General features: G+C 29.6%; 11 protein-coding genes. 6 read left to right on the top strand and 5 right to left on the bottom strand.

The genetic code is table 11. The features are described 5' to 3' along the window. Nucleotides 1-40 precede the first annotated feature (40 nt). A complete protein-coding gene (locus tag WG950_RS09850) occupies nt 41-1,903 on the top strand; it encodes a SulP family inorganic anion transporter (protein WP_340932017.1) in 1,863 nt (620 codons plus the stop codon). 12 nt (nt 1,904-1,915) lie between these two features. After that, nucleotides 1,916-2,545, top strand: coding sequence for a carbonic anhydrase family protein (locus WG950_RS09845; protein ID WP_079737669.1), 630 nt, complete (start codon nt 1,916-1,918; stop codon nt 2,543-2,545). 55 nt (nt 2,546-2,600) lie between these two features. On the opposite strand, the gene WG950_RS09840 is transcribed toward WG950_RS09845, so the two are convergent. Then, complete coding sequence (locus WG950_RS09840; protein ID WP_077810543.1) at nt 2,601-2,978, bottom strand: hypothetical protein; 378 nt, start codon at nt 2,976-2,978, stop codon at nt 2,601-2,603. 43 nt (nt 2,979-3,021) lie between these two features. Further along, nucleotides 3,022-3,537 (bottom strand): CvpA family protein, encoded by a 516-nt coding sequence (locus WG950_RS09835; protein ID WP_077810544.1) that lies wholly within the window; start codon nt 3,535-3,537, stop codon nt 3,022-3,024. Nucleotides 3,538-3,618: 81 nt separating this feature from the next. On the opposite strand from WG950_RS09835, the gene WG950_RS09830 reads away from it, so the two are divergent. Further along, nucleotides 3,619-3,978: a hypothetical protein gene (locus WG950_RS09830; RefSeq protein ID WP_077810545.1), complete on the top strand. Its 360-nt coding sequence runs from the start codon at nt 3,619-3,621 to the stop codon at nt 3,976-3,978. Here WG950_RS09830 and WG950_RS09825 read toward each other — a convergent pair. Continuing rightward, complete coding sequence (locus WG950_RS09825; RefSeq protein ID WP_340932014.1) at nt 3,975-4,769, bottom strand: SDR family oxidoreductase; 795 nt, start codon at nt 4,767-4,769, stop codon at nt 3,975-3,977. The two genes, WG950_RS09830 and WG950_RS09825, sit on opposite strands and share 4 nt — an antisense overlap. 104 nt (nt 4,770-4,873) lie before the next feature. Between WG950_RS09825 and WG950_RS09820 the strand changes: the two genes are divergently transcribed. Further along, on the top strand, nt 4,874-6,244 hold the full coding sequence (locus WG950_RS09820; RefSeq protein ID WP_340932012.1) for a TlpA disulfide reductase family protein: 1,371 nt from the start codon (nt 4,874-4,876) through the stop codon (nt 6,242-6,244). Here the strand turns inward: WG950_RS09820 and WG950_RS09815 are convergent. Together WG950_RS09815 and WG950_RS09810 are read right to left on the bottom strand one after the other, a co-directional pair. Further along, nucleotides 6,233-6,592 (bottom strand): YraN family protein, encoded by a 360-nt coding sequence (locus WG950_RS09815; RefSeq protein WP_340932010.1) that lies wholly within the window; start codon nt 6,590-6,592, stop codon nt 6,233-6,235. The genes WG950_RS09820 and WG950_RS09815 overlap by 12 nt on opposite strands. Before the next feature lie 2 nt (nt 6,593-6,594). Next, nucleotides 6,595-7,602: an LD-carboxypeptidase gene (locus WG950_RS09810; RefSeq protein ID WP_340932007.1), complete on the bottom strand. Its 1,008-nt coding sequence runs from the start codon at nt 7,600-7,602 to the stop codon at nt 6,595-6,597. A 125-nt stretch (nt 7,603-7,727) separates the two neighbouring features. Between WG950_RS09810 and metG the strand changes: the two genes are divergently transcribed. Then, on the top strand, nt 7,728-9,782 hold the full coding sequence (metG, locus tag WG950_RS09805; RefSeq protein WP_340932004.1) for a methionine--tRNA ligase: 2,055 nt from the start codon (nt 7,728-7,730) through the stop codon (nt 9,780-9,782). 142 nt (nt 9,783-9,924) lie between these two features. Beyond that, nucleotides 9,925-12,321 carry a hypothetical protein gene (locus tag WG950_RS09800; protein ID WP_340932002.1) on the top strand — a complete coding sequence of 799 codons (2,397 nt, stop codon included), beginning with the start codon at nt 9,925-9,927 and terminating at the stop codon, nt 12,319-12,321. The last annotated feature ends 117 nt before the right edge of the window (nt 12,322-12,438 follow it).

Below are 12,438 nucleotides of genomic sequence, written 5' to 3'. Positions count from 1 at the left end.
TAAACGAATTGATAAATATAGAATTTAAAAGAATAAACCAATGAAAAACATATTTTCTAACATAAAAGGAGATCTTTTTGGCGGAATTACAGCTGGTATTGTTGCACTACCTTTAGCTTTAGCTTTTGGAGTTTCATCTGGTTTAGGACCAAGTGCAGGATTGTATGGTGCAATTTTTATTAGTTTTTTTGCTGCTTTATTTGGTGGTACAAATACACAAATATCTGGCCCAACAGCTCCAATGACAGCCGTAAGTATGGTAGTTATTGCTGGTATTATTGCGGCAAACGATGGTGATATTACAAAGGCAATGCCCGCTATTTTAACGGTGTTTATTTTAGCTGGTTTGTTTCAAATTATTTTAGGTGTTGTAGGTTTGGGTAAATACATTAGGTACATACCCTATCCTGTTGTATCTGGTTTTATGACAGCAATTGGGGTTATTATTTTACTTACTCAAATACTTCCTTCTGTTGGTTATTATCCAAAGGAAGATGTAGAGTTTGTAAATACATTTAAACCCGAAGCTCAAGAAATAATTTTAGAAAACATTTTAAAAGAACAAGTTGGTGAAGGCACATTAGTTTTAGATAATTTTAAAGAAACTATTAATAATGCGCAAAACATCAGTTTAGAAGATGTTACTAGAGAGTCTAAAACATTGGCAGCAAAAGAAGCTTCTGGTGCATTAGGTGCTTTAAAAGTTTTACCAAGAGCACTAAAAAACATCAATTTGTTAGAGTTGTTGTTGGCTTTAGGAACCATTGTAATTATATATGGTTTTAAGAGAATTACATTAAAAATACCAAGTACACTTGTTGCTTTAATTGTAATGTCTGGTATAGCGGTTGGTTTTAATTTAGATTATAGAACTATTCAAGAAATACCAAGCGGAATTCCAATTCCGAAATGGGAAATCTTTACAGATTTTAGTTTAACCAACGTAACACCTTACATATTTACAGCGCTTACCTTATCATTATTAGGTGCTATAGATTCTTTGTTAACCAGTGTTGTAGCAGATAACATGACAAAAACCAAACACAAACCCAATAAAGAACTTGTTGGGCAAGGTATTGGTAATACAATTGCTGCTATTTTTGGTGGAATTCCGGGTGCTGGTGCAACAATTAGAACTGTAGTAAATATTAATGCCGGTGGAAAAACTAAAATTTCTGGTATGATTGCAGGTATTATGTTACTTGTAATTATGTTAGGTTTAGGACCTATAGCTTCTAAAATACCTGCAGGAGTATTAGCCGGAATTTTAATTACTGTAGGAATTGGTGTGATGGATTATAAAGGTTTAAAAGCAATACCACACTTACCAAAGGACATAAAAATAGGTCCGATAAAATTGAGTTCTGAAGTATTAATTATGATGGTGGTTTTACTACTATCTACTTTCTGGAACTTGGTTTATGCCGTAGGGATTGGTTTGGTAATCGCCTCTTTAATGTTCATGAAAAAAATTGGAGATTTAACTGCGAAAAGATCCGACGTAAAATCTTTAAAAGAAGAAGTTTGGTCTGATGAGATTAATTTTCCAGAAAATTTAAAAGAAGAAGTATTTATCAAACACCTAAAAGGACCTTTGTTTTTTGGTTCTACTAGCGAGTTTCAAGCATTGTCGCAACAAATACCAGAAACTGCCAAAACCGTTATTATGCGTTTAGGCAAAATGCAATATTTAGACCAATCTGGTTTATATGCGATGGAAGATATGCTGTTAGATTTAAAGAAAAGAAATATAGAAGTCTTGTTTGTAGATTTATTAGAGCAACCAAGATATATGATGGAAAGAATAGACATCATACCCGATTTTATCCCTTTAAAACACATTTTTAAAAACTTTGATACTTGTGTTTTATGGGTTAAAGAAAATATTAAAGACGAATTTTAAAAAATTAAAAAAATGAGAAAATTAGCAATAAATAAAGTAGCACAAGATGCATTAACACCAGATGATGTTTTAAACAATCTTTTAGACGGAAACAAAAGGTTTATGAACAACTCTTTAGAAGCTGTAGATTACAAATCTTTGGTAAAAGAAACTGTGGGTGGTCAATACCCAAAAGCTGTTGTATTATCTTGTATAGATTCTAGAGTACCCGTAGAACAAGTTTTTGATCAAACAATTGGAGACATTTTTGTTTCTAGAGTGGCAGGAAACTTCGAAAATACAGACATATTAGGAAGTTTAGAATATTCTTGTGCAGTTGCTGGAAGTAAAGTTGTATTAGTTTTAGGACACCAAAGTTGTGGTGCTGTAAAAGCAGCTTGTGATGGTGTAGAGCTTGGTAACATAACTGCTATGTTAAACAATATTATGCCAGCTGTAAAAAAATCATCAGAAGAAGTTGAAGGTGAAGCAAACTCAAGCAACCCAGAGTTTGTAGCTAAAACGGTAGAGAACAATGTACTTTTAACGGTAGAAAGAATTAGAGAAAAAAGTCCTATTTTAAAAGATATGGAAGAAAATGGTGAAATTAAAATATTAGGAGGTATTTACTCTTTAGAAACAGGTAAAGTTACTATGTTATAAATTACATTAGATTTCAAAAAAAATCCAGCTTTTAAAAAAGCTGGATTTTTTTTTATTATTTATTTACTTTAGTCATTCGCCACTCCCAACTTCTACCACCTAGTTTTGCCGTATAATATACTTTCTTTCCTTTTACTCTATCTATTTTAATACGCATCGTGGTACCTGTTTTAAAAGGGAAATTAGGTAAAGTAGATTCTTGAATAATTAATTTATATTCACATTCTGTTAACCATTCGATATCAGATTTTATAAAATATTTTTTGTTTTCGTGATATTCGATATATTCATCTTCACCAAACTGAACTAAAACATCTTTACTACCAACTTTATACTTGAATGCGTTATTTTTTAAAATATTGCAATCAGCTAATTTTGAAGAACTTAAAACTACAGCTCCTGCAAACGCGATTAAAAAGTATAATTTTTTCATGGCTAATTAATATAAATATAAAACTACAAAAAAAATAGTTTAATTAAATGTTTATAACAGGGGTTTTTTCCTCTTTTTCATCTTTAATGATGGAAGGAAATATTGTAGGGGCAATTTTCTTTACAGGAGTGTATAAAATTGAGTTTTCTAAAGTTTCTTTTTCAATAAAAGGAATAGTATCGTTCATTTTTCCGAAGAAAATAAAAACTACACTTAAGATTAAACCTATTTTTAATGCGCCAAAAACGCCTCCTAAAATTTTATTTATAATACCTAAAGATGCAAAATCTGCCAATTTAGTTAACAATTTACCAATTAAGGCTATAGTTACTATAATTATAATAAAAGTTGCAGCAAAAGCTGCTAAAGAAATGTATTCTTTGCTCCAAGATACGGATTTTTTTAAGAAATCACCTACAAAAAACGAAAAATGTATTGCGCCATAAACACCACCAATTAAAGCAACTAAAGACGCTATTTCTACAAAAAGCCCTTTCATTACACCTCTTACAAAACCAAACAGTAGCAATGCTGCAATAACTATATCAAAAACATTCATTAAATTAATTTCTTCAAACCTACACCTTTTTTTTAAAAATTAAAAATGGGCATTGTATCTTTGTAATCTTAAATTTTAAGCATGGAAAAAGTAGTAAATCTTAAAGAAAAATGGAATTTGTTAGTAGATAAACTTACTAAACAATTTGCTGATGGTGATGAGTTAAATATGGATGGAATTATCTACTTAATTGGCGTACAAGAATTAGGTACTGGGCAAACTAGCTTTAAAAAAGATGAAAAAGTAAACTTAATGCATATTGCTATTTGTAAACTTTTAGAACCTTATGGTTATTATGAATTTGATTATTTTGATGATGATAGCTGGCCTCATTATAAAATAATTACAGAATTACCAAACTTAAAACCAGGTGAACAAACAGTTTTAATGAAAGAAGCAATTGTAAATTATTTTGATAATTTAAAATATTTAGAAGATTAAGTTACACTCATTTTTCTAACTAAAACAGAAAATAATCTTGGTATAAATCTTTTTACATAAACGCCTAATTTTTCTTTAAAACCAGCAATATAAACTTCTTCTTTATTTTTATTTATAGCCTTTAGCATTCGTTTTGCACAAAGTTCTGCAGACATGCCGTTACCAGTAGCTGCATTCATAATTCCTTGTGGTTTACCGCTACCAGTTAAAGCGTTTTTAGAAACATTTGTATTTATAAATCCTGGACAAATTAGAGTTACTTTTATATTTTTCTGATGAACTTCTGCTCGAAAACTATCAAAAAAACCATGTAAAGCATGTTTACTTGCCGCGTAACTAGATCTTAATGGTGTTCCTATTTTACCAACAATACTTGTAGTTACCGCAAAATGACCATTTTTATTTTCTAAAAAATGAGGTAAAATAGCTTTTGTTAAGGCAACTGTGCCCAAGTAATTGATATCCATAATTCTTTTATCAACAGTAATTTCTGTTTCTTCTACTATAGAGCGTTGACTAATTCCGCCATTATTTATTAGTACATCTACACGTCCAAAAGCAGCTATAGCTTCAGTAGCTTTTTCTTCTAAACTTATATAATCTTCTAAATCTAATGCTAAGATTTTAATATTATTAGCATTTTCGCATACTTGCTTTACCAAAGTTAATGCCTCTAAATTTCTAGAAGATATAATAAGTTTTGCATTTTGCTTAGAGAGTTCTATTGCTAAAGCTTTACCAATACCAGAAGATGCACCAGTTACCCAAACTACTTTATTAGAAAAAGACATATTGTTAAATTTTGGTTTACAATATACCTAATTTGTTAGAGAAATAGTATTTTTGGTACACTTCTTGAAAATAGTATTTCGAGAAATAAAATCCGAAGAAAAAAATGAAAAAAGTACTTGTTTTAATATTTTTAATATCATCATTTGCACAAGCACAATTTAGTATTAATGGTACTTTAACTAATGATATAAAAACAGATTGGGCAATTTTATATAGAATAGAAGGCGCAAAACAAAAATTTGTTACCAATACAACAATAAAAAAAGACACTATTGCTATTGAAGGTAAAAAGCAAACTATCGGTACTTTTCAGTTTGATTTACCTGCAGATGCCAAAATTGGATCTTATAGAATTACCTACAGAACAGAAGCACCAGGTTTTGTAGATTTTATCTTCAACAAAGAAAATGTAAGCTTTACTTTTCACCCAGATTATCCTGAGCAAACTACTTTATTTTCTAATTCTGATGAAAATATTATTTACAAAAACTACTTAAGCGAAGTTTCTGTTGCACAACAAAAACTAGATTCTTTACAAATTACAGCTTTAAGAAACCCAGAAGTAGATTTAAAAACGAATTACAAAACTACTTTAGCAACAATTAATGCGATACAACAAAAATATTTAGAGAGTTCAAACGGAATGTACGTTCAGCCTTTTATTAAGGCAACTTCTAGATCAAATCCATCAGAAATAAAAACCAATGCAAAAGAGTATATGCAAAATATAAATGCTACTTTTTTTGATAATATGGATTTTTCTAGCAAAACATTAATAAATTCTTCTTTTTTAATTGACAGAATATCCGACTACATCTTTTACATTAATTACTCAGAAGATTTAGAACAACAACAAATACTTTACAAAAATGCTGTAAATAAGGTTTTTACAAAGGTTAAAGAAGTGGTGTTTAGAAAAAACGTTATAGAGCTTTTGATCAATCAATTTGAGCAAAGTAAAAATTTAGAAATGGTAGATTATCTTTTTGACAATTACTACAACAAATTGCCTAAATCTTTACAAAATGAAAAATATAAAAACGAAAAACTATCTTTATTAGCGTCTGAAGTTGGTAGAATTGCACCCGATTTTTCTTGGAAAGAAAACGGCAAAAACTATAAATTATCTACTTTAAATGATGCTAAAAATTATGTTTTAATATTCTGGAGTACTAGTTGTTCTCATTGTTTAAGAGAAATACCACAATTGCATAAGTTTTTAGCAAATAAAAACGAATTAAAAGCAGTAGCTTTTTCTCTAGAAAATGATGAATTTGGTTGGAATAACATGAAAACCACACTACCAAATTGGCATCATGTTTTAGGTCTAAACAAATGGGAAAACAAGATTGCTAGAACATATAACATTAATTCTACACCAACTTATTTTGTGTTAGATAGTGATAAGAAAATTATAGCAAAACCTCAAGATTTAGAAAAATTAAAAGCTTATTTAAACAATTTAGAAATGTAGAAAAGCATCTTCTAAGTGCTTAATTTTTGTTGATTTATGTTGCTGTATAATTGCAATAATATCAAATCTTACATCTACCTCTAAGTCGTTTTCTGTAACGTAATAATCTATTGCAGAAAGAAGTAATTTAATCTTTTTAGGGTTTACAAACTCTTCTGGATTACCAAAATAATCTGTAGAGCGCGTTTTAACTTCTATTACAGCCAATGTGTTTTCTATTTTGGCTATGATGTCTACTTCTGCTTTTAAATAGCGGTAATTTTTCTCTAAAATAGTATACCCTTTTTCTAATAAAAACTCTATTGCTAGTTTTTCTCCTTTTTCGCCAAGTTCATTGTGTGCAGCCATTTTTAATTTTTAGAAAAATCTAACAAACAATTCTCCATATCTAATTCTAACGTTACATTTCTACCAAAAATTAATGCTCGATTGTCGGCTTCGTGACCCGCAGGAAAATCAAATACAACAGGTATATCTTGTGGTATTACATCTAAAATTAGCTGTTCTATAGAACTTCCCCATTTTGTAGAATTCTTTTTTATTAAAGACATATCTCCTACTATTACAGCTTTTACTTTTCTAAAATAACCTGCTCTTTTTAAGCTTTGCAACATTCTATCAATAGAATATTTATACTCGCCAATTTCTTCAATAAAAAGTATTTTTCCTTCTGTATTTAATTGACTTTTAGAACCTAACATAGATGTTAATATTGCTAAGTTTCCGCCAATTAATTGTCCTTTTAATTCAGAAATATTTAATCTATTTTTTCTATTCAACTCATTATCAGCAAACACATACTTTACATCTTCACCAAAAAGTGCTTTTTTAAAACTAGCAATTGTTTCTATAATTTCTTCTGGCTTTTCTTCTAGACTTGTTGCCATCATTCCGTGAATCGTTTCTACGCCTAAATTATGAATATGATTATGAAATGCAGTAATATCAGAATAACCAATTATCCACTTCGGATTTTTTTTAAATTTATTAAAATCTAATTTATCTAAAATTCTAACAGAACCATAACCACCTCTAGCAGCCCAAATTGCTTTAATATTTGGATTATCTAATGCATCTTGAAAATCTTGACAACGCTCATTATCAGTTCCTGCAAAATGGTTATTTTGGTTGAACATATTTTTACCCAAAACCACTTTTAAACCCCAACTTTCTGCTAATTTTTTAGCTTTATCTACTGTTGCTTTTCTTCCTCTTAAAATTCCTGCAGGCGCAACAATTGCAACCGTATCTCCTTGTTTTAAATATGGTGGTGTAACTAAATTATTGCTTTTTTCTTGTGAGTTTATAGTTGAAAAAACAACTAATAAAATTGTAATAAGTACTTGTGTTTTCTTCAAAATGAATCTTTTTTTTAGCATTTAATAGCTTAAATAACTAGCGAATGTAAATGTATCTATTTTCGTTGACTTTTAAAACCGTGTTTTTTGTACTTTTGCACTTCTAAAATTAACACAAAGAACACATGAGTGCTCCAAAAAGATATACAATTACAGCAGCTTTACCTTATACTAATGGTCCTATTCATATTGGGCATTTAGCAGGTGTTTACGTGCCAGCAGATATTTACGCACGTTATTTACGTTTAACAGGTAAAGATGTTGCATACATCTGTGGTTCTGATGAACATGGTGTTGCAATACCAATGAGAGCAAAAAAAGAAGGTGTTTCTCCGCAAGATATTATCGATAAATACCACGGTATTATTAAAAAATCTTTTGCAGATTTTGGTATTTCTTTTGATAATTATTCTAGAACTTCATCAGAAATACATCATAAAACTGCATCAGAATTTTTTACAAAATTGTATGAAAACGGAGATTTTGTAGAAGAAGTTTCTGAACAATTATATGACGCAGAAGCAAACCAATTTTTAGCAGATAGGTTTGTAATTGGTACTTGCCCAAAATGCGGTTTCGAAGAAAGTTATGGTGATCAATGCGAAAATTGTGGTACATCTCATAACGCAACAGATTTAATCAATCCTAAATCTGCAATAACTGGTAATGTGCCTTCTTTAAAAGAAACAAAACACTGGTTTTTACCTTTAGATAAGCACGAAGAATTTTTACGTGAATGGATCTTAAAAGGACATAAAAAAGATTGGAAACCTAATGTTTATGGTCAAGTAAAAAGTTGGGTAGATGATGGTTTAAGACCAAGAGCAGTAACTAGAGATTTAGATTGGGGAATTCCGGTACCTGTAGAAGGTGCAGATGGTAAAGTTTTATACGTTTGGTTCGACGCACCCATTGGTTACATTTCTTCTACCAAAGAATGGGCAGAAAGAGAAGGCAAAAAATGGGAAGATTACTGGAAAAAAGACGATACCAAGTTGGTGCATTTTATTGGTAAAGATAATATTGTTTTTCACTGTATTATTTTTCCGAGTATGTTAAAAGCACACGGAGATTACATTTTACCAGACAACGTACCAGCAAATGAATTTTTAAATTTAGAAGGAAATAAATTATCGACGTCTAAAAATTGGGCAGTTTGGTTGCACGAATATTTAGAAGAATTTCCAGATCAACAAGATGTTTTACGTTATACATTAACGGCAAACGCGCCAGAAAGTAAAGACAATGATTTTACTTGGAAAGATTTTCAGGCTAAAAATAATAGCGAATTAGTTGCCATCTTTGGTAACTTTATAAACAGAGTTGTTGTTTTAACAAATAAATACTACCAAGGGCAAGTGCCACTTGCAGGGAATTATACAGAAGTTGACGAAGATGTTTTAGCTGCTGTAAAAGAGTTTCCTAATATTATTGGTAAATCTATAGAAAGATATAGGTTTAGAGAAGCTAGTCAAGAATTAATGAACTTAGCAAGACTTGGAAACAAATATTTAGCCGATGAAGAGCCATGGAAAGTTATAAAGGTTGATGCAGAACGCGTGCAAACAATTATGTATGTGGCATTGCAAATTTCTGCAGCTTTAGCAGTTGTTTCAGAACCATTTTTACCTTTTACATCAACAAAATTAAAAGGTATTTTAAATCTTGATTTAAACCTTTCTTGGGAAGATATAACAGCAAAAGATGTTTTATTACCTGCTGAACATCAAATAAACAAAGCAGAGTTATTGTTTTCTAAAATTGAAGACAAAACAATTGAAGCTCAAGTAGCAAAGCTAGAAGCAACAAAAATTGCCAACGAACAAGAAAATAAAGTTGTAGAACCGCAAAAGGAAACCATAGAGTTTGATGATTTTACAAAATTAGATATTCGAATTGGTACCATTTTAGAAGCAGAAAAAGTTGCAAAAACTAAAAAACTTTTAAAACTTAAAGTTGATGTTGGTATAGACACAAGAACTATCGTTTCTGGTATTGCAGAAAGTTTTTCTCCGGAAGATATTATTGGTCAACAAGTTTCTGTATTAGTAAACTTAACTCCTAGAAAAATTAGAGGAGTAGAAAGCCAAGGAATGATTTTAATGACAGACACACCAGAAGGAAAACTAGCTTTTGTTGAACCTGAAAAGGACGTGAAAAACGGACAACAAGTGAGTTAAATAAATACAATAAATTAACTAAAAAGTCGCTTTTTAGCGGCTTTTTTTATTTAAAGCATTAGAAACATTCTAAATATTCGGCATAATTTTTGATATATTTATAAAAAAAATATGCTATGAAAAAACACTACCTTATTAAAATTTGCTGCCTATTGTTTACAGTAGCAAGATCAACCTTAACCTGCAAGCCCAAAAAAAACAATCGATAGACTCTCTTTTTTTAAACAATAGTTCACACTTTAAAGAAGTAGTCTATGCACACTTAAACAAATCTATATACATCAAAGGAGAAAATATTGGCTTTACGGCTTATAGTTTTGATAAATACAAAAATAATCTCTCTGAAAGTACTTCTAATTTGTACTGCCTAATTTATGATAGCAATAAAAAACTTGTTAAAAAACAATTGCTAAAAGTAGAAAATGGTATTGCCAACGGTGTCTTTGATGTAGATAAAGACTTTAAAACTGGAACCTACACTTTTAAGGCATACACAAATTGGATGCTTAACTTCTCTAAGGAAAGCTTTTTTACAGATTCCTTTGACGTTATTGATCCTCAAGAAACAAAAGTTGTTGCTAAAACTAAAAAAAGCGATAAAATAGATCTTCAAATTTTACCAGAAAGCGGGCACTTGCTTACTGGTGTTATTAATACGCTAGGCGTTGTTGCCAAAGATAGTTTAGGTTACGGTATTTCTAATTTAAAAGGGAGTGTGCTTGATCAACAAAACAACTTTATCACTTCTTTTAAATTAAACGAACTAGGCATTGGGCGTTTTTCTATGAAACCAATTAAAAATAAAACGTATAAAGTTCAATTAGAAAATGCCAAAAATTTTATTACCAATTTTGGTACTAACTCAAAAAATAACGGAATTATAATACAGCTTAATAGCAATGAAAACGAAGTTATAATTTCTTGTGTTACAAACAAAGGTACTTTGCCATTCTTAAAAGGAAAAACCTATATACTTGCTTATCAAAACAGAGCGAAATTAACCAAAATTGAAATACAGTTTGACAAAGAAAATGTTATCAGTAAAAAAATTGCGCTAAAAAACTTAAAATCTGGTGTTACTATTTTTACACTATTTGATGAGCAAAACAACCCCATTGCAGAAAGATTATTTTTTAATTACAAAAATATTAATATTAATACAATCGAAAATGCTTCTGTAAACAATTCTAAAGACACCCTACACAACTTTAGTTTCAACTTTAAAAATGGCTTTAAAGATTTTAACAACGTTAGTATTTCGATATTGCCAGAAAACACAAAATCGTACAATAAAAATTCTAATATTATCTCTAATATTTTAATTAAACCTTACATAAAAGGATACCTACAAAACGGTGGATATTATTTTACAGATATCAACAATCAAAAAAAATATGATTTAGACAATTTGCTTATCACCCAAGGCTGGAGTAGCTTTAATTGGAGAAAATTATTCTCTCAAAAAAACAACTTTGCACATTCTTTTGAGAAAGGAATTACAGTAAGGTTTAATATTCAAGATGATAAAAATAGTCAAAAACAATTTTTAATTCATGCCTTGTCTAATAACCCACCACAATTTATCTCTTTAAATGATGATTCTAAGAGTGCTTTTGTGTTGAATAATTATTACCCAACTAATAACGAGAAAGCATATATTTCTTCAATTAGAAAAAAAGACGGAAAGTTATTTAAAACACCAATGTATCCACAATTTTCTCCAAATAGTATACCTCAGACAAACAAAAGCGCAATGCATTTAACGACAAACAATAATTTTTATGCAGTAGAAAACACTTTTGAGCTAACCACTTTTAATAGTTTAAATACAGGTGATTTTTTAGATGAAGTTATAATTAAAACAAACTTAGAAGAAAAGCGTATTTTAGAAATTAAAAAAGAAAGTTTTGCAAAAGTAAAATTTACAACATTACAAGATAGTTACCTAACCTTAGAAGAATTTATAAACATTTACGGTCTAAGTTTTAATGCTCGTAAAAACTATATAACTGGAACTTTAGACATAGGCTTAAGTAGTAGTATTCGCTATCAAAGTCCATATAGTGAGGGTAACCTAGGAGGTACTATTATCTATTTAGACGGGCAAAGGCTGTTAGACAACAGTATATTGTTTAATTTGTCAATGAGTATAGTGGATTATGTTGAATTTAATCGAAGTTCATTTGGAGAAGGTTTTACAAATAATGATGGGGTAATACGTATTGTAACCAACCCTATGAAATTTTACCAACCAATAAAAAGACAAACAACCACAGAAATAAAATTTCCTATTACATTTTCTAAAGCAAAAAAATTCTATATACCTAAATACAATTCATATACAGACAATTTTTATAAAAAATACGGAGTAGTAGATTGGCTTCCTATGAATAAAATTGATGAAAATGGAAACTTAAATTTAGATGTTAAAAATATTAAAACTGATAAAATCACCTTGTTCTTTGAAGGTGTATCTGCTGATGGTGAGTTTATTTTTGATAAAAAGACAATTAGTCTTAAGGACTATAAATTCTATTAAAATAAATTTAAAAACTCGACAAAAGGTAAATTATAAGTATAATTTAAAACCACTCTTAGAAGTGGTTTTTTTTATTTAATAGATTAGCTTGTAAATTCAGTTCATCGACACTTAAGC

This window comes from Polaribacter marinaquae (genome assembly GCF_038019025.1).
Classification (GTDB): domain Bacteria; phylum Bacteroidota; class Bacteroidia; order Flavobacteriales; family Flavobacteriaceae; genus Polaribacter; species Polaribacter marinaquae.
This window is presented reverse-complemented; position numbering and strand designations above follow the sequence as displayed.

What these genes read in the sequence shown, in the direction of transcription:
- WG950_RS09815 (WP_340932010.1), bottom strand. Translation starts at nt 6,592, where the DNA reads ATGGCTGCACACAATGAACTTGGCGAAAAAGGAGAAAAACTAGCAATA.
- WG950_RS09850 (WP_340932017.1), top strand. Translation starts at nt 41, where the DNA reads ATGAAAAACATATTTTCTAACATAAAAGGAGATCTTTTTGGCGGAATT.
- WG950_RS09825 (WP_340932014.1), bottom strand. Translation starts at nt 4,769, where the DNA reads ATGTCTTTTTCTAATAAAGTAGTTTGGGTAACTGGTGCATCTTCTGGT.
- WG950_RS09840 (WP_077810543.1), bottom strand. Translation starts at nt 2,978, where the DNA reads ATGAAAAAATTATACTTTTTAATCGCGTTTGCAGGAGCTGTAGTTTTA.
- metG (WP_340932004.1), top strand. Translation starts at nt 7,728, where the DNA reads ATGAGTGCTCCAAAAAGATATACAATTACAGCAGCTTTACCTTATACT.
- WG950_RS09820 (WP_340932012.1), top strand. Translation starts at nt 4,874, where the DNA reads ATGAAAAAAGTACTTGTTTTAATATTTTTAATATCATCATTTGCACAA.
- WG950_RS09830 (WP_077810545.1), top strand. Translation starts at nt 3,619, where the DNA reads ATGGAAAAAGTAGTAAATCTTAAAGAAAAATGGAATTTGTTAGTAGAT.
- WG950_RS09845 (WP_079737669.1), top strand. Translation starts at nt 1,916, where the DNA reads ATGAGAAAATTAGCAATAAATAAAGTAGCACAAGATGCATTAACACCA.
- WG950_RS09835 (WP_077810544.1), bottom strand. Translation starts at nt 3,537, where the DNA reads ATGAATGTTTTTGATATAGTTATTGCAGCATTGCTACTGTTTGGTTTT.